Origin of the sequence: Rhodoferax ferrireducens, from assembly GCF_031458075.1 — a bacterium.
GTDB classification, from domain to species: Bacteria; Pseudomonadota; Gammaproteobacteria; order Burkholderiales; family Burkholderiaceae_C; genus Rhodoferax_B; species Rhodoferax_B ferrireducens_A.
In genome coordinates this window covers 586,395-606,743 of record NZ_JAVDXT010000003.1, presented here as the reverse complement: position 1 = coordinate 606,743, position 20,349 = coordinate 586,395, and the positions used below count along the sequence as shown (strand labels likewise).

At 66.6% G+C, this 20,349-nt stretch carries 20 protein-coding genes; 11 read left to right on the top strand and 9 right to left on the bottom strand.

Going from position 1 to position 20,349, the window contains the following annotated elements; genetic code table 11:
- The first annotated feature begins 72 nt into the window (after window positions 1-72).
- From J2X19_RS18250 to J2X19_RS18240, 3 genes are read left to right on the top strand one after another with little or no spacing between them, the layout of a single operon-like run.
- The gene (locus tag J2X19_RS18250) at window positions 73-753 is read left to right on the top strand and encodes a response regulator (protein ID WP_310375265.1); all 681 of its coding nucleotides are present in this window, start codon (window positions 73-75) and stop codon (window positions 751-753) included.
- Complete coding sequence (locus tag J2X19_RS18245) at window positions 719-2,107, top strand: sensor histidine kinase (RefSeq protein ID WP_310375263.1); 1,389 nt, start codon at window positions 719-721, stop codon at window positions 2,105-2,107. Before J2X19_RS18250 ends, J2X19_RS18245 begins: the two co-directional genes overlap by 35 nt.
- Entirely contained in the window at window positions 2,104-3,084 is a 981-nt protein-coding gene (locus J2X19_RS18240) for a Bug family tripartite tricarboxylate transporter substrate binding protein (protein WP_310375261.1), read from the top strand. Before J2X19_RS18245 ends, J2X19_RS18240 begins: the two co-directional genes overlap by 4 nt.
- A gap of 55 nt (window positions 3,085-3,139) precedes the next feature.
- Here J2X19_RS18240 and J2X19_RS18235 read toward each other — a convergent pair whose 3' ends face one another.
- From J2X19_RS18235 to J2X19_RS18225, 3 genes are read right to left on the bottom strand one after another with little or no spacing between them, the layout of a single operon-like run.
- Window positions 3,140-4,081, bottom strand: coding sequence for a 2-hydroxyacid dehydrogenase (locus J2X19_RS18235; protein WP_310375365.1), 942 nt, complete (start codon window positions 4,079-4,081; stop codon window positions 3,140-3,142).
- A 20-nt stretch (window positions 4,082-4,101) separates the two neighbouring features.
- On the bottom strand, window positions 4,102-5,070 hold the full coding sequence (locus tag J2X19_RS18230; protein WP_310375260.1) for a Bug family tripartite tricarboxylate transporter substrate binding protein: 969 nt from the start codon (window positions 5,068-5,070) through the stop codon (window positions 4,102-4,104).
- Between the two features lie 32 nt (window positions 5,071-5,102).
- Window positions 5,103-6,059, bottom strand: coding sequence for a Bug family tripartite tricarboxylate transporter substrate binding protein (locus J2X19_RS18225; protein ID WP_310375258.1), 957 nt, complete (start codon window positions 6,057-6,059; stop codon window positions 5,103-5,105).
- 201 nt (window positions 6,060-6,260) lie between these two features.
- Here J2X19_RS18225 and J2X19_RS18220 point away from each other — a divergent pair, with 201 nt between their 5' ends.
- Both J2X19_RS18220 and garD read left to right on the top strand, forming a co-directional pair.
- Entirely contained in the window at window positions 6,261-6,977 is a 717-nt protein-coding gene (locus J2X19_RS18220; RefSeq protein WP_092762056.1) for a FadR/GntR family transcriptional regulator, read from the top strand.
- 65 nt (window positions 6,978-7,042) lie between these two features.
- On the top strand, window positions 7,043-8,653 hold the full coding sequence (gene garD, locus J2X19_RS18215; protein ID WP_310375255.1) for a galactarate dehydratase: 1,611 nt from the start codon (window positions 7,043-7,045) through the stop codon (window positions 8,651-8,653).
- Here the strand turns inward: garD and J2X19_RS18210 are convergent.
- Genes J2X19_RS18210 through J2X19_RS18200 form a run of 3 tightly spaced genes read right to left on the bottom strand, consistent with a single transcriptional unit; the run spans window position 8,631 to window position 10,467 of the window.
- Window positions 8,631-9,293: a VOC family protein gene (locus J2X19_RS18210; protein WP_310375363.1), complete on the bottom strand. Its 663-nt coding sequence runs from the start codon at window positions 9,291-9,293 to the stop codon at window positions 8,631-8,633. The genes garD and J2X19_RS18210 overlap by 23 nt on opposite strands.
- Window positions 9,294-9,306: 13 nt before the next feature.
- Complete coding sequence (locus tag J2X19_RS18205; RefSeq protein WP_116607514.1) at window positions 9,307-9,612, bottom strand: NIPSNAP family protein; 306 nt, start codon at window positions 9,610-9,612, stop codon at window positions 9,307-9,309.
- Window positions 9,613-9,654: 42 nt separating this feature from the next.
- Window positions 9,655-10,467 carry a M48 family metallopeptidase gene (locus J2X19_RS18200; RefSeq protein WP_405048686.1) on the bottom strand — a complete coding sequence of 271 codons (813 nt, stop codon included), beginning with the start codon at window positions 10,465-10,467 and terminating at the stop codon, window positions 9,655-9,657.
- 38 nt (window positions 10,468-10,505) lie between these two features.
- Here J2X19_RS18200 and J2X19_RS18195 point away from each other — a divergent pair, with 38 nt between their 5' ends.
- The 5 genes from J2X19_RS18195 (at window position 10,506) to J2X19_RS18175 (ending at window position 16,692) form a co-directional block, all read left to right on the top strand.
- Complete coding sequence (locus J2X19_RS18195) at window positions 10,506-11,858, top strand: AmpG family muropeptide MFS transporter (RefSeq protein ID WP_310375252.1); 1,353 nt, start codon at window positions 10,506-10,508, stop codon at window positions 11,856-11,858.
- Between the two features lie 293 nt (window positions 11,859-12,151).
- Window positions 12,152-12,868 carry a response regulator transcription factor gene (locus J2X19_RS18190; RefSeq protein ID WP_116607517.1) on the top strand — a complete coding sequence of 239 codons (717 nt, stop codon included), beginning with the start codon at window positions 12,152-12,154 and terminating at the stop codon, window positions 12,866-12,868.
- 68 nt (window positions 12,869-12,936) lie between these two features.
- On the top strand, window positions 12,937-14,223 hold the full coding sequence (locus J2X19_RS18185) for a sensor histidine kinase (RefSeq protein ID WP_116607518.1): 1,287 nt from the start codon (window positions 12,937-12,939) through the stop codon (window positions 14,221-14,223).
- Window positions 14,224-14,321: 98 nt separating this feature from the next.
- Window positions 14,322-15,371: an L-glyceraldehyde 3-phosphate reductase gene (gene mgrA / locus J2X19_RS18180; RefSeq protein ID WP_116607519.1), complete on the top strand. Its 1,050-nt coding sequence runs from the start codon at window positions 14,322-14,324 to the stop codon at window positions 15,369-15,371.
- Window positions 15,372-15,540: 169 nt separating this feature from the next.
- Entirely contained in the window at window positions 15,541-16,692 is a 1,152-nt protein-coding gene (locus J2X19_RS18175) for a GGDEF domain-containing protein (RefSeq protein WP_310375248.1), read from the top strand.
- 57 nt (window positions 16,693-16,749) lie between these two features.
- Here the strand turns inward: J2X19_RS18175 and J2X19_RS18170 are convergent, their stop codons facing one another.
- A complete protein-coding gene (locus tag J2X19_RS18170) occupies window positions 16,750-17,244 on the bottom strand; it encodes a GNAT family N-acetyltransferase (protein ID WP_310375246.1) in 495 nt (164 codons plus the stop codon).
- A gap of 190 nt (window positions 17,245-17,434) precedes the next feature.
- On the opposite strand from J2X19_RS18170, the gene J2X19_RS18165 reads away from it, so the two are divergent.
- The gene (locus J2X19_RS18165) at window positions 17,435-18,175 is read left to right on the top strand and encodes a carbonic anhydrase (protein ID WP_310375244.1); all 741 of its coding nucleotides are present in this window, start codon (window positions 17,435-17,437) and stop codon (window positions 18,173-18,175) included.
- A 35-nt stretch (window positions 18,176-18,210) separates the two neighbouring features.
- Here J2X19_RS18165 and J2X19_RS18160 read toward each other — a convergent pair whose 3' ends face one another.
- Window positions 18,211-19,239, bottom strand: a complete 1,029-nt coding sequence (locus J2X19_RS18160) for a glycosyltransferase (RefSeq protein WP_310375243.1) — start codon at window positions 19,237-19,239, stop codon at window positions 18,211-18,213.
- A gap of 82 nt (window positions 19,240-19,321) precedes the next feature.
- Window positions 19,322-20,344: a GGDEF domain-containing protein gene (locus J2X19_RS18155; RefSeq protein WP_116607523.1), complete on the bottom strand. Its 1,023-nt coding sequence runs from the start codon at window positions 20,342-20,344 to the stop codon at window positions 19,322-19,324.
- Between the last annotated feature and the right edge of the window lie 5 nt (window positions 20,345-20,349).

Genomic DNA, 20,349 nt, shown 5'->3' with positions numbered 1-20,349 from the left:
GATGGGCCGCCATCATGCACGGGCCAATCTATCAAACACCTTTCAGCCCGCCCCGCCCGGATAATGGCCGGCATGCACATCCTGTTGGCAGAAGACGAACACGCGCTCGGCGAATGGCTGGCCAAAGCCCTGGAGCAAAGCGGCCACCGGGTCGACTGGCGCGACGACGGCCGGCTGGTGGAGCGCGCGCTGGCCGACTGCGACTACGACGTGCTGGTGCTCGACCTGGGCCTGCCGGGCCGCAGCGGCAGCGACATCCTGCGCCGCCTGCGCGCCCAGGACCGGCGCCTGCCGGTGCTGATACTCACTGCCCGCGACTCGCTGGCCGAACGCGTGGACACCTTGAACCAAGGCGCCGACGACTTCCTGGCCAAGCCGTTTGCGCTGGCCGAGCTGGAGGCCCGGCTCACCGCCCTGGTGCGCCGCGCGCGCGGCAGCGATCACCCGCGCCTGGCCTGCGGCCCGCTGGCCTTTGACGCGGTGACGCGCCAGTTCACCCTGGGTGGCGACAGCCTGCTGCTGTCGCCACGCGAACACGCGCTGCTCAAAGCCCTGGTGCAGCGCAGCGGCGAACCGCTGTCGCGCCAGCAGGCGATCCACCGCGTCTTCACCGACGACGAGGAAGTCCAGGCCAGCGCCATCGATGTGCTGGTGCACCGGCTGCGCAAGCGGCTGGAGCACAGCGGTGTCAGCATCCACACCTACCGAGGCCTAGGCTATGTTCTGGAAGCGGATTCGCCAAGCCAGCCTTAAGCTGCGGCTGCTGGCCCTGCTGCTGCCGACCATGGCCGTGGCCACGGCCACCAGCCTGTGGCTGACCCGGGTCGACGCCGTGGCCTCGGCGAATGCGGCCTACGACCGCTCGCTGCTGGGCGCGATCAAGGCACTGGACCTGAACGTGTCCACCGCCTCGGGTGGCCTGGCGGTGGAGCTGCCCTACCGGCTGTTCGAATTCTTCCAGCTCACCGCCACCGGCAATGTCTACTTCCGTGTCGCCACGGCCGATGGCCGGGTGGAGATCGGCCACACCGACCTGCCGCCGCCACCCAGCCAGTTGAAGGTCGGCCAGCCGCTGTTCTACGACGCCACCTACTTCCAGGAATCGGTGCGCGTCGGCGCCTTCATGCGGCCCTTCGAGGCCTCGCAGCCGGCCAGCGGCCAGCCGCTGCTGGTGATCCAGGTGGCCGAAAGCACCGCCTCGCGCGAACAGTTCACCGCCAGCTTTGTGCGCCGCGCGGCCCAGCGCGATGCGCTGTTCGTGCTGCTCATGGGCATTGCCGTGGTGCTGGGCCTGAGCCTGGCCCTGCGCCCCATGGCCCGGCTGGCACGCCAGACCCGGGACCGCGAGCCCGACGACCTGCGCCCGCTGCACGCCGAAGACCTGCCGCGCGACATCCAGCCGCTGGTCGAGGCGGTGAACCAGCAGATCGCCCGCACCGAGGCCCTGGTGGCGCAGCGGCGCGGCTTCATCGACGATGCATCACACCAGCTGCGCACCCCGCTGGCGGTGCTGCGCGCCCAGCTCGACTACCTGCTGCGCGAAACCGATCCGGTGCGACACCAGCAGGCCTTGCAAGCCCTGTCGGATGCGCTCAGCCATGCAATCCGCGCCACCAACCAGCTGCTGACCCTGGCCCGCAGCGATGCGGCCCAGCCGCAGTGGGAGCCGTTCGACCTGGGCGCGCTGGCACGCGAAGTAGCGATGGAGCTGCTGCCCGTGGCCCGCGCACGCGGCATCGACTTGGGGGTCGACGCCCCCACCGAGCCGGTGCGGGCCGAGGGCGACCGCGGCCTGCTGCAGCAGGCGCTGCTGAACATTGCCCACAACGCCTTGCAGCACGGCCGGGCCCAGGGCGTGGTGACGCTGCAGGTGCTCGCCGATCCGCAGGCCTACCGCCTGCAGGTCAGCGACGACGGCCCGGGCCTGGACCCTGCCGTGGCGCAAAAGCTCGGCCAGCGCTTCGTCAAAAGCCGGGGCAGCCACGGCTCGGGCCTGGGCCTGGCGATTGCGCGCTCGGTACTGGAGCGGCATGGCGGCCAGCTGCGGCTGGAGCCCCAGCCACAGGGCACGGGCGTCTGCGCCGTTTTATCCTGGCCCAAACCATGAGCCGCCTACACCGCTGGCTGCTGTTGGCCTGCCTGCTGGCAAATACTGCCCAGGCCGGCCTGCCCGAAGGCGCGCGCTGCATCGCCCCGGCCAAGGGCGGTGGCGGCTTTGACCTGACCTGCCAGCTGGTGCGCGACATGCTGCAGGCCGCGGGCCAGACCCGCGTGCCGCTGGCGATTGCCTACCAGCCGGGCGGCATAGGCGCGCTGGCCTTCCACAGCACGGTGACGCAGCGGCCGGCCGACGGCCAGACCATCGTGGCGTTTTCCTCGGGCTCGCTGCTGAATCTGGCGCAGGGCCGGTTTGGCCCCTACAGCGCGCGCGATGTGCGCTGGCTGGCCGCCCTGGGCATGGACTACGGCGTGGTGGCGGTGCGCCAGGACGCGCCCTACCGCAGCCTGCGCCAGCTGCTGGACGCGCTGCGCAGCGACCCGAACCGGATTGTGTTTGGCGCGGGCGGCGCCATCGGCAGCCAGGACTGGATGAAGGCTGCGCTGCTGGCCCGGGCCGCAGGTGTCAGCCACAAGTCCATGCGCTTCGTGGCCTTTGAAGGCGGCGGCGAGGCGCTGACCGCCTTGCGCGGCGACCATGTGCAGGTGCTGGCCGGCGATGCGGCCGAGGTGGGGCGGCAAATCGAACAAGGGGTTCCCGTGCGGGTGCTGGCCGTGCTGTCCAGCCAGCGCCTGCCCGGGCGCTGGGCCCAGGTGCCGACCGCCAAGGAACAGGGTTTCGACATCCAGTGGCCCATCGTGCGCGGCGTCTACCTCGGCCCCCAGGTCAGCGAGCGCGAGGCCCGCGACTGGAACGATGCGCTGGCCCGGGCCGCCGCCCACCCGGCCCTGGGCCAGCAACTGGTGCAGGCCGGCCTGCAACCCGGCTGGGTCAGCGGCCCGGCGCTGGACGCGCTGGTGGCGCGCCAGACTGCCGAGTACCAGCGGCTGGCGGCCGAGTTCGGCCTGGCCCGCCGGATACCGTAATCGCTATTGAATCAATAGCTGCTTGCGCTGGTGGAATATGCGCCAGAGGCCAATTTCATGCCAAAGCCGAGGCCAACACCTTGCCGCCAGCGTAAAAGGCCCGCAGGTTGTCCACGGTCAAGGCCTCCATGGCCTGGCGGGTTTCGCGGGTGGCGCTGGCGATGTGCGGCAGCAGCACCACGTTGTCCAGCGCCATCAGCTCGGCCGGCACGTTCGGCTCGTCGGCGTACACGTCCAGGCCGGCACCGGCGATGCGGCCCTGCTGCAGGGCCTGCACCAGCGCCGCCTGGTCGACCACCGAGCCGCGCGCCACATTGACCAGGAAGCCGTCCGACCCCAGCGCCTCCAGCACCTCGGCGTTCACCAGATGCCGGGTGGCGGCGCCGCCGGCGGTGATGACCACCAGGGTGTCGGCCCAGCGCGCCAGCTCCACCACCGAGGGCTCGAAGGTCCAGGCCACGTCGGCCACCGGCTTGCGGTTGGTGTAGCGGATCTGCATCTCGAAGCCGGCCGCGCGCTGGGCGATGGCCCGACCGATGCGGCCCAGGCCCAGAATGCCCAGGCGCTGGCCGGTGACCTTGCGCGCCAGGCGGAACTTGCCCTGGGTCCAGTCGCCACGGCGTACAAAGCGGTCGGCTGCGCTGGTGCCGCGCGCCACGTCGAGCAGCAAGGCCATGGCCAGGTCGGCCACGCAGTCATTCAGCACCTCGGGCGTGTAGCCCACGGCAATGCCGCGCTGGGCGGCGCCGGCCACATCGATCTGGTCCAGGCCGACGCCGTGGCTGGAAATCACCCGCAGCGCCGGCAGGGACGCAAGCAACGCCGCCGAGGCACCGGCCGGGGCCGAGGTCACCAGGCCGGTGAAGCGGGCGCCGTGCTCGGCCAGAAAGGCCTGGGGATCGGCCTGGTCGGCCAGGCGCCGCACCTCGAATGCGGTGGCCAGCGCGGCCTCCAGGGCGGGGGTCAAGGCGCCGTTTTGCAGGATGTGAGGGCGGATGCTCATAGGTGGTTCCTTGTTCAGTCGATGCCGATTTTCTTGTCCAGAATGATCTGCGTGTAGCGCTTGCGGTCGTTGGCAATCAGCTGCTGGAACTGCGCCGGCGTGCTGCCCTTGGGCAGGGCGCCCAGGTCGGTGAGCTTGCGCTGGGTTTCGTCGGCGGCCAGCACCTCGCGCACATCGGCGGAGATTTTGTCCACGGTGTCCTTGGGCGTGCCGGCAGGCGCCAGGATGCCGATCCAGGAGATGGAGTTGAAGCCGGGCAGCGCGGCCTCGGCCAGCGTGGGCACATCGGGCAGCGCCGGCACCCGCTTGTCGCCGGTGACGGCCAGGGCCCGCACCGTGCCCGATTTGATGTGGCCGCTGGATTCCAGCACGGTGGCAAACGCCAGCTGCACATGGCCGGCGATCAGGTCGGCCATCGCCGGGCCGCCGCCGCGGTAGGGCACGTGCAGCACAAAGGTGCTGGAGCCGCTCTTGAACATCTCGGCCGCCAGGTGCATGGAGCCGCCCGCGCCCGAGCTGCTGTAGCTGAGCCTGCCGGGCTGGGTCTTGGCGTAGGCGATGAATTCCTTGGCCGTCTTGGCCGGCACCTGCGGGTTCACCATCATCACCAGCGGCAGCTCGGCCACCAGCGACACCGGCTCGAACGCGTGGTCGGCGTCGTAGGGCATCTTCTTGTACAGCGCCGGGTTGATGGCCTGGGTGCCGATGTTGCCCATCAGCAAGGTGTAGCCGTCGGGCTTGGCCTTGGCCACCAGGTCGGCGCCGATCATGCCGGCCGCGCCGCCCTTGTTGTCGATGACCACCGGCTGGCCCCACTTCAGGGACAGCTTCTGCGCCACCAGCCGGGCTCCGGTGTCGGTGCCGCCACCCGGGGCGAAGGGCACGACCAGGGTGACCGGCCGGCTGGGGAACGCGCCTTGCGCCAGCGCCAGGCTGGTGGACAAAGCCGTGAGTGTGGCAAGCGCCAGCTGGGTGAATCGCATGGTTTTGTCTCCGCGTATTTTTTGGAATGCAATCAGTCCGCAGAAATTTTTCGCGTCTCGATCAGCTTCTTCCAGCGCACCGATTCGCTGGCCTGGTAGGCGCTGAACTGCTCGGGCGTGTTGCCCACCAGCTCAAAGCCCATGTCGACAAATTTCTGCTTGACCTGCGGGTCGGCCAGGGCTTCCATCAGGGCCGCATGGATCTGGGCCTTGACCTCGGGCGGCAGGCCCTTGGGAGCCACTACGCCCTGCCAGGAATTGACCTCGGCATCCTTGACACCGGACTCGGCCAGCGTGGGCGTGCCGGGCAGCAATGGCGAACGCTTGGCGCTGGCAATCGCCAGCACCCGCAGCTTGCCCGCGTGGATGTACTGGATCACGTTGTTGATGTTCTGGAAGGCGGCGTCGATCTGCCCACCCAGCAGGTCGGTGATGGCCGGGGCCGCGCCCTTGTAGGGCACGTGCAGGCCCGAGGTGCCGGATTGCAGCCAGAACAGCTCGGCGCTCAGGTGGTCGGAAGTGCCGTTGCCGGCCGAGGCAAAGGTCAGCTTGCCGGGCTGGGCCTTTTCGGCGGCGATCAGCTCGGCCACCGACTTGTAGGGCGAGGCCGCCGGCACAACCAGCACATTCGGCGCCTGCACCGCGACCGTCAGGTAGTCGAAGTCCTTGCCCGCGTCATAGGCCACTTTGGACAGCAGATGCGGCGCCATGACCAGCGGGCCCAGCGAGGTGACCAGCAGGGTGTAGCCGTCGGCCGGTGCGCGCTTCACAAAGGTGGCGCCTATGGTGCCGGTGGCGCCGGCCTTGTTGTCGACGATGACGGTTTGCTTGAAGCGCTCTTGCAGCTTGGGCGTGAGGGTGCGGGCCAGGGTGTCGGTGGCACCGCCGGGTGGGAACGGCACCACCAGGGTGACGGTCTTGTCGGGCCAGGCGAATGCGCTGGTCGAGAGTGCCAAGGCGGCGGCCATGCAGGCCAGGCGGAATTTCATGGGGGTCTCCGTGTCGTTGTCGTGGGGGGTGCCGCCGGCGTGCATTGCAGGCCATGCGGACGGGCTTGAATGTCAGGCATTCTATTTAATAACGCTTGTATGTCAAACAACTTTAGAGAAACCTCCGCAATCTGCTAAACAAGCCAAGGCAGACCTGTCAGAATCCAGCATCCTCCGTACTGCCCATCCACCCGGCCCTCCATGAACGAATCCCTGTTGCACAACGTCGGCGTGGGCTCCCTGCCCGACCGCATCTACGCCCATGTAGTCGAGTCCATCCTGCGCGGCGACTTCGCACCGTCCAACAAGCTGCCCACCGAGGGCGCGCTGGCCAGCCAGTTCGGCGTGTCGCGGCCCACGGTGCGCGAGGCGCTGGCCCGGCTGCGCTCCGACGGCATCATCGATTCCAAGCGCGGTGCCGGCAGCACGGTGATACGCGCGCCCGGCTCGCCGGTGGTGGTGGCCACGCCGATCAAGAGCCTGGCCGACATCGAGCGCTACTACGCCTTCCGCAGCTGTATCGAGATGGGCGCGGCCGCGGGTGCTGCCGAATTCCGGGAGGAAGCCGACCTGGAGGCACTGCGCCAAGCCTTCGACGCGCTGAACACTGCCATGGAAGCCGGCCATTCGGGTGCCGACGAGGACGTGCGCTTCCACCTGGCGATCGCCCGGGCATCGCACAACCCGTTCTTCGTCACCACCATAGACACCAGCGTGGCGCCGATCCGGCAGTTCATCGAGCTGGCCCGCAACATCACCGACAAGAAGAGCCTGGAGCGGGTACGCACCACGCAGGCCGAGCACCAGGCCATCGTCGACGCCATCACCCGGCGCTCGCCCGGCGACGCGGCCGAAGCCATCCGTATCCACATCCTGAACGCCAAACGGCGGATCTTCGAGAGCACCCAGCTGCCCTGACAACAGCTTAGTTTGCTTGACAACTTTTCAAGTTGTCAGATAATTGCGGCCACAAGGAGACACCCATGTCCGACGCCGCCCCACTTTCCGCCAGCGCCCCCGCCCAGGCCCCGCTCACCATCCGCATGCATGCGCGCGACAACGTCGCCATCGTGGCCAACGACGGCGGCCTGCCACCTGGCAGCATCCTGCCCAGCGGCCTGGTACTGCGCGACCGGGTGCCACAAGGCCACAAGGTGGCGCTGGTGGACCTGGCCGCCCAGGCGCCGGTGTTGCGCTACGGCATTCCCATCGGCTACGCGCTGCAAGACATTCCGGCCGGCAGCTGGGTGCACGAGCGCCTGCTGCAAATGCCCGACGCGCGCGGGCTGGACAACCTGCCCATCGCCACCGTCAAGCCCGAGCCCCTGCCGCCGCTGGAGGGCTACAGCTTTGAAGGCTTTCGCAACGCCGACGGCTCGGTGGGCACGCGCAACATCCTGGCCATCACCCAGACCGTGCAGTGCGTGGCCGGCGTCACCGACTTTGCGGTGCAGCGCATCAAGGCCGAGCTGCTGCCCAAGTTCCCCAACGTGGACGACGTGGTGGCGCTGGAGCACGGCTACGGCTGCGGCGTGGCGATCGACGCGCCCGACGCCATCATCCCGATCCGCACCCTGCGCAACATCAGCCTGAACCCGAACTTCGGCGGCGAGGTGATGGTGGTCAGCCTGGGCTGCGAAAAGCTGCAACCCGAGCGCCTGCTGCCGCCCGGCAGCATCCCTCTGATCGACGAGCGCAATGTGGCCGATGTGGGTACCAGCGCCGAAACCAAGCTCGACGTGGTGTGTCTGCAGGACGACGCCCATGTGGGCTTCATGTCCATGGTCGAATCCATCATGCGCCAGGCCGAGGAGCACCTGGAACGACTGAACGCGCGCCGCCGCGAAACCGTGCCCGCCAGCGAGCTGGTGGTCGGCGTGCAGTGCGGCGGCAGCGACGCGTTCTCGGGCGTGACCGCGAACCCGGCCGTGGGCTTTTGCACCGACCTGCTGGTGCGCGCCGGCGCCAGCGTGATGTTCTCGGAAACCACCGAGGTGCGCGACGGCATAGACCAGCTGACTTCGCGCGCGTCCACGCCCGAAGTGGCCGCGGCCATGATCAAGGAAATGGCCTGGTACGACGCCTACCTGCAGCGCGGCCAGGTGGACCGCAGCGCCAACACCACGCCGGGCAACAAAAAGGGCGGCCTGTCCAACATCGTCGAAAAGGCCATGGGCTCCATCGTCAAGTCCGGCTCGGTACCCATCACCGGCGTGCTGGCCCCGGGCGAAAAGCTCAAGCAAAAAGGGCTGACCTACGCCGCCACCCCGGCCAGCGACTTCATTTGCGGCACCTTGCAGCTGGCCGCCGGCATGAACCTGCATGTGTTCACCACGGGACGCGGCACGCCCTACGGCCTGGCCCAGGTACCCGTCATCAAGGTGGCCACGCGCAGCGACCTGGCGCGCCGCTGGCATGACCTGATGGACGTGAACGCCGGCACCATCGCCGACGGCAGCTGCAGCATCGAAGACGTGGGCTGGGAGCTGTTCCAGCTGATGCTGGACGTGGCCAGCGGCCGCAAGAAAACCTGGGCCGAGCACTGGAAGCTGCACAACGCCCTGGTGCTGTTCAACCCGGCGCCGGTGACCTGAGCAGGGGCAACTGGCGCAGCCCCTGCGGCGTCTGGATATGCGCAACCAGACGCGGTGACCCCTGCGCGAGCAGGCCCACCCGCAGCCGGCCGTCGTCGATCTCCAGCGAGCCCAGCAACCGCGCAATGCGCTGCGGCTCGGGGTGCAGTAGCTCGAGCTGAAGCAGCGACAAGCCCAGATCCGGCAGCTTGGCCGCGGGGTGTTCCTGCGTCTGCCATTCGATCAAGGCAGGCGCAATGCCTTGCAGCGGCAGCGCGCCATCCGCAGGAATGGTGATCAGCCAATGCAGAGCGCCGCGCTGCATGGGCTCCACCGCACCCAGCGCTTCGGTGGATGCGGCTAAGCTCGCCTGGATGTCGGGGCTGCGGGCGACCCAGGTCGCCAAGGCCGGTTCGGTACCGGGCTGCAAAGTATCGAGCGCAAACCAGCGTGGCCGGGCCGGTGGGCTCGCCAGCGGATTGGGCGCAATCACCTCCAGAAACAGCGCATCGCCCAGCCGCAACAGCCGATTGTGGGTCGCCATGCGCGGATGCTCTCCGCCCATGTGCGGCGCCACACCGAGCGCCTGTTGTACCCACGCGGCACCTGCATCCAGCGTAGGCGCCGTGACGGTGATGTGGTCAATACAGCAGCGCCGCATCGAGCCACCGGCCTCAGGCAAATACCGGCCTAAAGAAGCTGCGCTCGTAGCTGAGGATGCAACGCGTCTCCTCGGCGTAGCGGAAGGCGGCCTGGCATGCGGGGTCTTGCATCGATTCGATGCGGTAGACCTCGTAGTCGGTCAGCGACGGGAAAGTAAACATCGCCAGCGCAATATTGTTCGCCCCTTCCGACGGCAGAAAATAGCCATGGTGCTGGCCGCCGAACTTTTCGACCAGCGGAATCCACAGCTTGCCGTAGTGCTCAAACTCGGGGAGCTTGTAGGGGTCGATGACGTAGCGCAGATAGCAGGTGACCATGGGTGGCATCCGTGAAGGGGTAGTGGAAGGAACGCGGAAGGCTCAGCTCTTCTTCGCCTGTTCGTACAGCGGCATTACCCGGGGCAGGTTTTTCTCCATCTCGGCGATGCGGTTCTTGCCGGCCGGGTGGGTGCTGAGCCACTGGGGTGGTGCGCCCTTGTTCTGGGCGCCCATTTTTTGCCACAGGGTGATGCCGGCACGCGGGTCGAAGCCGGCGCGCGCGGCCAGCTCCAGGCCGACCAGGTCGGCCTCGGTTTCGTCATCGCGGCTGAACTGCAGGCTCAGCAGCTGTGCGCCGCCGCCGATCACCGTCTGGCCCAACTGGCCGGCGCCCAGCAGCTGGCTGAGCAGATTGGCGCCCAGATTGGTGGCAGCCGACTTGCCCATGCGTTCGCGCGCATGCTCGCGCAGCGCGTGGGCGATCTCGTGGCCCATCACGGCAGCCACCTCGTCGTCGTTGAGCTTCAGCGTCTCCAGGATGCCGGTGTAGAAGGCGATCTTGCCGCCGGGCATGCACCAGGCGTTGATCTGCTTGCTGCCAATGAGGTTGACCTCCCACTGCCAGTCGCGGGCGCGCGGGTTCCAGGCCGCGGCGTGCGGAATGATGCGCTGGGCAATCCGGCGCAGGCGCACCAGCTGCGGGTGGTTCGCCGGCGCCAGGGCCTCTTGTTGCTTGGCCTGCTGCAGGGTCTGCAGGTACTGGGTCTTGGCGGTCTGCTCCACGCTTTCGGCTGGCACCAGCTTGGAGAAGGCCGAGTTGCCGCCGACCTCCACGCCATCCCGGGCCCACGCCGCCGGGGCGGCCAGCAGCGCCATGCCCAACACCACAGGTCCTAATCCACGCATCGCAGCCATCCTGGTTCCCCCTTGAATACTCCACGTATTATTCCCGCATGAACCCTCACACCCCGGCCCTGGCCGCCAATGCCCCTGCCCCCGTCCGTTGGATTGACACCCTGAAGGTCTACCGCGAGCCGGCCACATTGCGCATGCTGTCGCTGGGCTTCTCGGCCGGCCTGCCGCTGCTGCTGGTACTGGGCACGCTGGGCTTCTGGCTGCGCGAGGCCGGTATCGACCGCACCACCATCGGCTACCTGAGCTGGGTGGGCCTGGCCTACGGCTTCAAATGGGCCTGGGCGCCGCTGGTCGACCGGCTGCCGATTCCCATCCTGACCCGGCTGCTGGGGCGCCGGCGCAGCTGGCTGCTGCTGGCCCAGGCCGGCATCATGCTCGGCCTGTTCGGCATGGCCAGCAGCGACCCGCAGCTGGCGCTGGACCGCATCGTCTGGTGCGCGTTGGCGGTGGCGTTCTGCTCGGCCACGCAAGACATTGCGCTGGACGCATTCCGCATCGAGTCGGCCAATACCGAGCGCCAGGCCGCGCTGGCCGCCGCCTACCAGACCGGCTACCGGCTGGCGATGATCTGGGCCGGCGCCGGCGTGCTGTGGATTGCCGCCCGGGCCGAAGTGGCCGGCGCCGTGGTCAGCTACCAGCCGGGCGCCTGGCAGACCGCCTACGGGGTAATGGCCGCATCCATGCTGGTCGGGGTGCTGACGGTGCTGCTGTCCAGCGAACCGGTGCGCCGTATCCTGCCGCCGGCCCGCAATGCCCGGGCCTGGCTGCGCGAGGTGCTGGTCGAGCCGTTTGCCGACTTTCTGCGCCGCTACCGCGGCCAGGCCCTGCTGATCCTGGCGCTGATCGCCACCTACCGCATCAGCGACGTGGTGATGGGCATCATGGCCAATCCGTTCTATGTGGACATGGGCTACACCAAGGACGAGGTGGCGGCGGTGACCAAGGTGTTCGGCGTCATCATGACCTTGGTGGGCGCCTTCATCGGCGGCGTGCTGTCGATGCGCCTGGGCGTGATGCGGGTGCTGATGCTGGGCGCGGTGCTCAGCGCCGCCAGCAACCTGCTGTTCGCCTGGCTGGGCACGCGCGGCCACGACCTGCAGGCGCTGATCTGGGTGGTGTCGGCCGACAACCTGGCCGGCGGCGTTGCCTCGGCGGCCTTCATCGCCTATCTTTCCAGCCTGACGAACGTGAACTACTCGGCCACCCAGTACGCGCTGTTCAGCTCGATGATGCTGCTTGCCCCAAAATGGCTGGCCGGCTTCTCGGGCAAGTTTGTCGACGCCTACGGCTATAGCCAGTTCTTCACCTCGACCGCGCTGCTGGGCGTGCCGGTGCTGCTGCTGGTGGCTTTGGCATCCAGAGTAAAAACACCTGCAGTGCAAGCAGAATAAGCGCAAGCAGCTATAAACTAGATAGCAAACATTGAATCGCCATGCCTCACGGCGAAAGACAAGCCTTCCAGAAACACCGCAGAACTGGCTCCGCCAGGCTGCAGGTGTTGCCCCCAGCAAGGGGGTTGGCGAAAAGTGCGCAGCACTGTAGCCTGGGGGTGTGCGCAGTTCTGTAAAGTGTTTTACTTAACTTTACGGTGGCTTCAACCGGGCTTGGCTGCAAAGGCGCACCATCGTCTTTACAAACCCCCTCCAACCCTGTTTCCTCCACCTGACTACAAGACTGGCACCCCATGAGCGCACACCTGCTAATGATCGAAGACGACACCCGCCTGGCCGGCATGGTCGGCGAATACCTGGGCCAGTCCGGGTTTACCGTCGCCCATTCGCCCACCGCCAATGGCGGGCTCGACATGCTGGGTGGCCAGCCCAGCACCAGCACCCCCGACCTGGTGATACTGGACCTGATGCTGCCCGACATGGACGGCCTGGAGGTCTGCCGCCGCATCCGCACCACCTCGGGCGACATCTCGCAGATCCCTATCCTGATGCTGACCGCCAAGGGCGACCCGCTGGACCGCATCATCGGCCTGGAACTCGGCGCCGACGACTACCTGCCCAAGCCCTTCGAACCGCGCGAGCTGCTGGCCCGCATCCGCGCCATCCTGCGCCGCCGCATCGACGGCACGGCCACACCGCACAAGGTGCTGCGCTTCGGCACGCTGGAGATCGACCGCGACGCGCGCTCGGTGTCCGTCGGCGGCCAGCCCTGCGATCTGACGGCCTACCAGTTCGACCTGCTGGTCACGCTGGCCGAGCGCGCCGGCCGGGTGCTGACCCGCGACCAGATCATGGAAGCCGTGCGCGGCCGCGAACTCGAAGCCTTTGACCGCTCCATCGACGTGCACATGGGCCGCATCCGCGCCGCCATCGAGGCCGATCCCAAAAACCCACGCCGCATCGTCACCGTGCGCGGCGCCGGCTACGTGTTCGCCAAACAGCAGGATTGATTCCACGCCGGTTTCCCCCATTCCCTTGTCTACACTTGGGTGTAACTGGAAATGGAATAACACGCTGTATGCAACCCACTCTCCCCGCGCTGCTACAGCGCCTGTACGTGCGCATCTGGCTGGCAGTCTTGCTGGCCGTGGCGGTGCTGACCCTGCTGGTCGGCTGGGCCTGGCGCGTGGCCTCCGACCCGCCGCTGCACGAACTGGTGATACGCAACAAGGCGGGTGAAATCATCGGCAAGGGCACGACCCGGCAGCTGCGCATCTCGCCCGATGGCGTGCAGATTGCGCCCCCTGCCAGCGCCCCGGTAGCGCCGGACGGCCCCGACGACCTGGCCGAGCTACCGCCGCCGATCGCCGACGGCACCGTCATCCGCGGCCCGGAATTCGTGGTCCGCATGCACGACGGCCAGCGGGTGCTGATCCACCTGCCCCGCCCCGAGCGCACCTGGTGGATGAAGCCGCCGTTCGGCTTCTTCTGGACCCTGGGCCTGGTCGGCCTGGCGATGGCGCTGGCCATGTACCCCATCATCCGCCGGCTGACCCGGCGGCTCGAGTCGCTGCAGCGCAGCGTCGAGCAATGGGGCGCAGGCGATCTGTCGGTGCGCGTGCCGATACACGGGCGCGACGAAGCCGGCCTGCTGGCGCAGCGCTTCAACACCGCGGCCGAGCGCATCGAAACCCTGGTGGCCTCCCACAAGACCCTGCTCCAGTCGCAAAAATCGCTGCTGGCGAATGCCTCGCACGAGCTGCGCTCGCCGCTGACGCGCATCCGCATGGGCATCGAGCTGATGGGCTCCTCGCCCTCGCCCAGCTTCAAGAACGAGATCAACCGCAACATCGCCGAGCTCGACCAGCTGGTCGACGAAATCCTGCTGGCCAGCCGGCTGGACGCCAAGGAGGCCGACCTGGGCACGGTGGAAGAAGTCGACCTGATCGGCCTGGCCGCCGAAGAATGCGCGCGGCTGGACGCGGCCCTTGAGGTCGGCAGCGGCGAGGACGACGCCGAGCAGGCCTTTGTGGTGCAAGGCGTGGCCAAGCTGCTGCGCCGGGCCATCCGCAACCTGCTGGAAAACGCGCGCCGCTACACCAGCGGCGAGGTCAGCGTCAGCCTGCAGCAGCGCGGGGCGTTTGCGGTGCTGCGGGTGTTCGACCACGGCCCGGGCGTGCCGGTCGAGCTGCGCGAACGCATCTTCGAGCCCTTCTACCGCCTGCCCGGCGCCAGCGAACGCGACGGCGGCGTCGGCCTGGGCCTGGCCTTGGTCAAGTCCATCGCCGAGCGGCATGGCGGCAGCGTGCGCTGCGAAGGCCGCGACGGCGGCGGCGCCTGTTTTGTGATTGAGCTGCCCTGCTGAATCCGCGCTGTGGGGGATAGTGCGGACAGCGCACAAAGGGCGGCGTTGTTCCCTAGAATGCCTTGCGCACCCCCTTATTCCCCTGGAGACAACAAGACATGAGCTACCACGCCGCTGCCGACCGCTACGCCGACAAGATGCCCTACCGCCGCACCGGCACCAGCGGCCTGAAACTGCCCGCCATCACCCTGGGCCTGTGGCACAACTTTGGCGACACCACGCCCATGGCCACCCAGCGCGCGATGCTGACCACGGCCTTTGACCACGGCATCACCCATTTCGACTTGGCCAACAACTACGGCCCGCCCTACGGCAGCGCCGAAGCCAATTTCGGCGAGCACATGCGCCGCGACTTCAAGCCCTACCGCGACGAGCTGGTGATCTCCAGCAAGGCCGGCTACGACATGTGGCCCGGCCCCTACGGCCAGGGTGGCGGTGGCCGCAAATACGTGCTGTCCAGCCTGGACCAAAGCCTGAAACGCATGGGCCTGGACTATGTGGACATCTTCTACTCGCACCGCTTCGACCCCGATACCCCGCTGGAAGAAACCATGGGCGCGCTGGCCACGGCCGTGCAGCAGGGCAAGGCGCTGTACGTCGGCATCTCCAGCTATTCGGCCGGCAAGACCCGCGAAGCCGCGGCCATCCTGAAGCAGATGGGCGTGCCCTGCCTGATCCACCAGCCGTCGTACAGCATGATGAACCGCTGGATCGAGGAAGAGCTGCTGGACGCTTTGGAAGACAACGGCATGGGCTGCATCGCCTTCAGCGCGCTGGCCCAGGGCCTGCTGACCGACAAATACCTGAACGGCATCCCGGCCAGCGCCCGCATCAACCAGCCCGGCGGCGGCTCGTTCAAGAGCGAGCACCTGAGCCCGCAGAACCTGGCCCATGTGCGCGCACTGAACGAGATGGCCCTGGCCCGCGGCCAGAGCCTGGCGCAGATGGCCATCGCCTGGGTGCTGCGCGACCCGCGTGTGACCTCGGCCCTGATCGGCGCCAGCCGGCCCGAGCAGATCGTGGAGCTGGTCGGTGCGCTCAAGCAGCCCAGCTTCTCGGCCGAAGAGCTGGCCGCCATCGACCAGCACGCGGTGGACGGCGGCATCAACCTGTGGAAGCGCCCGTCCACCGACCAGCGCCTGGCCTGACCCAGGCCGCAGCGTCAGAGCCAAATCGGCCTCTGGCGCTTATTCCATCAGCGCCACCAGCTATATAAAGCATAGCTGACGGGGGTTGCGCCTGGCGACAGCCCGCCCGGATACGTCATTTTTGTGAACCACAATCGGGGGCTAGAAAAACCCCGCTTGAAAAGTTTCCATGGCGTTAGACATCCATTTGCCCACCGTGCTGTTCCTGCACCAGACCTCGTTCATGCTCGGGGCCCTGGTGTTTGTACAGCTGCGCCGGCAGTCGTCGGGCACCCGCGGCCTGGGCCTGCTGGCCTTGGCATTTGCCTTCCTGGCCGCCGCCTACACCTTCACCGCGTCCAGCGCGCATGCCGGCCACATCGAGTTGCCGGCCCTGGTGCGGCCCCACGCCACCATGCTCTTTGCCGCGCTGGGTTACAGCCTGCTGTGGGCGGGCTTTATCGAGCTGGCCGGCCGCCGGCGCTGGCAGCAGAACCGGCTGGTACTGGTGCTGCCGCTGGGGCTGTCCCTGGTGGGCATCGCCAGCGGCTTCCCTTACGACCCCATGCTGCGCGGCGCGGTCTACTACGTGTTCGCCAGCCTGGCCCTGGCGGTGGCCGGCTACCGGGTGCTGCGCAACGCCCGCATCGAACCGCTGCCCTCACGCAGGCCGCTGGCCATTTGCATGGGCCTGGGCGCGCTGTTCTACGCGGTGCGGCTGGCCGGCCTGCTCAGCGGCAGCGACTGGCTGGTGAACGTGGCCGAGGTGTTCTTCATCGAAATCCTGTGCAACTTCGGCATGGCCTTGCTGACCGTCACCCTGGTCAACGAACGTTCGCAGCGGCGCCTGCAGCGCATGGCCCAGACCGACCCGCTGACCGGCGTGGGCAACCGGCGCTGGTTTTTGTCGCAGCTGCCGCCGCAGCCCGGCGCGGACGCGGCCCTGGTGCTGATCGACCTGGACCACTTCAAGCAAATCAACGACCGCTTTGGCCATGCCACCGGCGACGAGGTGCTGGTCGCCTGCGCCCAGTATGTGCAAGGCATGCTGCGCGAGCACGACGCGTTTGCCCGCTATGGCGGCGAGGAATTCGTGCTGTATCTGCCCGAGGTCAGCAGCGCCGAGGCCCTGCAGGTGGCGGACCGCCTGCGCCAGGGCATCGCCACCCTGGTCTGCGAGCACCAGGGCCAGCGCGTGCCGGTCTCGGCCAGCATGGGCGTGGCCATGGCCCACCCCCAGGACACGCAGTGGCAGGCCGTGCTGCACCGGGCCGACCAGGCGCTGTATGCCGCCAAGAGCGCGGGCCGCAACCGGGTCGAAAGCGATAACACCAAGGGCTAAACAGGCCTCTGGCGCAGGAACTACCTGCGCCAGTAGCTACATAAACAATAGCAAAAACTAAACACCGAGTTCCTTGTACATCACCAGCGCATCGACCAGACCCAGCCGCTGGTGCCGGAAGGCGCGTGGCAGCCGGCCCACGACCGCAAAGCCCAGGTGCTGCCACAGCCGCACCGCCCGCTGGTTGGTGGCGACCACCAGGTTGAACTGCATGGCCAGAAAACCCATGGCCCGGGCCTCCTGCTGCGAATGCTCGCACATGGCCGAAGCCACGCCCTGTCCTTGCGCCGCCGGTGCCACCACGTAGCCGCAGTTGGACACATGCGCGCCCAGGCCTGGCTGGTTCTGCTTCAGCACATAGGTGCCCAGCAGCTGCCCATCGGGTGCGCAGGCCACATAAGTGGCCATAGGCAGCTCGACCCAGGCGGTGTGGATGGCGGCCTCGCTGCTGTCCGGCGCGTAGGCATAGGTATCGCCGGTCTGGAAGGTGGCGTGCAGCAAGGCCCAGATGGCGGGCCAGTCGGAGTCTTGGTAGCGGCGGATGGAGAACATGGCTTACGGGATGGGAAGGTGGGCACGCATCGGGCGGTATCGGGCCACGATGTTAAAGGCTTTGTAAACCTTGGCGCGCAGCCCCAAAACCCACGAACAACCCGTTACATTTACGGCTGAAAAAATGCCATGGACCGGCCAAATGCCGCCCCTGCAATTCTTTGGTATCCATCATTTTCTGGAGCAAACAATGCGCAAAACCTGGACTTCCGTTGTAGTGGGCAGCGTCCTGTGGGCCTGCATGGGTGCATGGGCGGCCGATGTGCCGCACTGGTCCTACGCCGGTGAAGACGGCCCTGCGGAGTGGGCCCGGCTCACACCGGAAAACGCGACCTGTGCGGGCAGGAACCAGTCGCCCATCAATCTGGTCGGCTTCATCCATGCGCAGCTCAAGCCGATCCACTTCGCCTATCAGGCCGGCGGCACCGAAATACTCAATAACGGCCACACCGTGCAGGTGAACTACGCACCAGGCAGCAGCATCACCCTGGACGGCACCGTCTTCGAGCTGAAGCAGTTCCACTTCCATGCGCCCAGCGAAAACCAGATCCGCGGCAAATCCTACGCCCTGGAAGGACATCTGGTGCACGCCGACAAGGATGGCAACCTGGCGGTGGTGGCGGTTATGTTCCGCGAGGGCGCGGCCAACAAGGCCTTGGCCAAGATCTGGCCACTGATGCCGACCGAGGCCGGCGCCAAGATGGCCTTGCCACAAGCCTTCGCCGCCGCCGGCCTGCTGCCGGCCAACCGCGCCTACTACCGCTTCAGTGGCTCGCTGACCACGCCGCCCTGCTCCGAGGGCGTGCGCTGGCTGGTGATGAAAGCCCCGGTCTCGGCTTCCGCCGAACAGATCGAGGCATTTACCCACGTTATGCACCACCCGAACAACCGGCCTGTACAAGCCGTCAATGGGCGCACCGTGCTGGAGTGACGCCCCAAGCCTGCTAAAACCAATCGCTTGGACGTTTAAGAAGCTGCTTCTTTCAGGAAAATAGCGGCAGCGTCTTCGTAGGTAAATTGCTTTGCATGGCGGATGATTGCGTCGCTCTGCCAAGGCTTTTCCTGGATTGTGCGTAGCGCCTGTGCAAGCTGCTCTGCATTGTCGGGTTCGATCAGTATCCCCGCCTGGGACGGAATGACATCGCGGAGAAATCCACGGTTGATGGAGATCACGGGCTTGCCAAAGCCCAATGCCAGCATCGCAGTGCCCGAGGTCAGTATCTCCCGGTAGGGCACACACATGGCATCACTGGCCATCACATACGATGAAACCTCTTCATTGGGAATAAAACGCGCATCGAGCCTGATTCTGGCGTCATTGCCGGCTATCTCCCGGATAGAAGCGAGGTATTGCTTGTCCGAAAACCCTCCGGCGACCAAAAGCACATCGTTGCGGGAGGCTTGCTTCAAGAAAATCCGCATCAAGCCATCCAGATTCTTATACGGCTTGCATTGTCCAAAAAATAGATAAATGAACGCATCCGGGGGCAACCCCAATGCCGCCCGCGCCGTTTCCCGGGTTTGCTCTGGTGGGTAATGGCCGATCCAGTTTCCGTGGGGGATGGTGATGCATTTAGGTGCTGCACGCGGAAAGCGGTCCACCAAAACCTTTTGCGCAGAGGCCCCATGCACAAAAATCTTGGACACCATTGCGATCATGCAATGCCGGGCCAGCGTATCCAACCATGGCAAGACACAGCGGTCATGCGGCATGAGGTTGTGGGCAGTCCAGTAGATCTTCTTCGTCCGCATCCGCATGACGGCAAGCAGTACGACAAATCTTAGAAAGGAAGCCAGAACAGCACCTGATGTGCCTGACGATGCATACAGAAAAGACGGCCAATGGATATGTACGGCATCTTGCTTTCGGAGGTTTTGCAGCAGCCATTTGCCAGCCCATTCACCGCTGATGACCTCCGCCCCTTGGGCGCTGAGCGCATCGTAAAACCCATCGTTGTACGCAATCCCCCGGTAAGGAAAGGCAAGTATTCTCATTCTTGAAGGCATCCCATCTTTTCCATCTCGATACTGCCATGAGCGTACCCGCAATGCCCCGTACCGGGCAGACAGCGGTGTGCTAGAACAGCTCGACGTCGTTGTGTGCCACGTCGGCGACCTGCAGGGCGCCGCTGGACATCAGCTCTTCGTAGAAGCAGACCTGGTTGCGGCCATGCTGCTTGGCGTAGTACAGCGCCTGGTCGGCATGGCCGAGGATCTCCACCGGCGCGCCCTGGCTGGTACCGGTAAAGCCCACGCTGACGGTGACGCGGCCCACCTGGGGAAAGTCGTACTCCTCGATGTTCTGGCGGAAGCGCTCGAAGATGCTGCGCGCACTGTCCAGGTCGGCCGAACGCAGCAGCACCACGAATTCCTCGCCGCCAAAGCGGAAGATGCGGTCGTTGGCGCGGAACGAGGAGCGCAGCAGATTGGCCACTAGGATCAGTACCTCGTCGCCGTACACATGGCCGAAGCGGTCGTTGACCTGCTTGAAATGGTCGATGTCCACCACCGCCAACCACTGGGTGTCGGCACCGCGCCGCTCGCCAGGCGGCGTGCTGCCGCGCGCATAGCGGGCGAACTGCTCGTCAAAGGTCTTGCGGTTGAACAGGCCGGTCAGCGCGTCGCGCTCGCTGTAGTCCAGCAGGCTTTGGTAGTTGCGGTAGACCTCGATGATGCCGTGGATCACCTCGATGGTCTGGGCGCTATAGGCCTTGTCGTTGGTGATCTCGATGCAGGACACCACCTTCTGGTCCAGCCGCACCGGCAGCCACAGGGTCACCGTGCCATCGGCGTCGATGCGCTGGGTGCTGTTGGTGTTTTCTTCGATGCAGTCCAGCAGCTCGGGGTAGGCGCTGAGGGGCTCGCCGTGCTCGGGGCCTGCGTGTTCGCTCTCGGCCAGCACCTGGCCTTCGTCGAGCAGCAGCATGGGGCGCACCGAGGTTGCGCCGTTGTGGGTGGAAAACTCAAGCTTGCGGACGCGGCGGATGTCCATCAGCTGGCGCAGCGCCGAAACCACCGACAACTCCAGCCGCGAGTGGTCGCGGTGGCCGGTAATATCCACCAGATGCTGCAGGATCGGGGTTTGGTTCTTGGCGGTCATCGGTG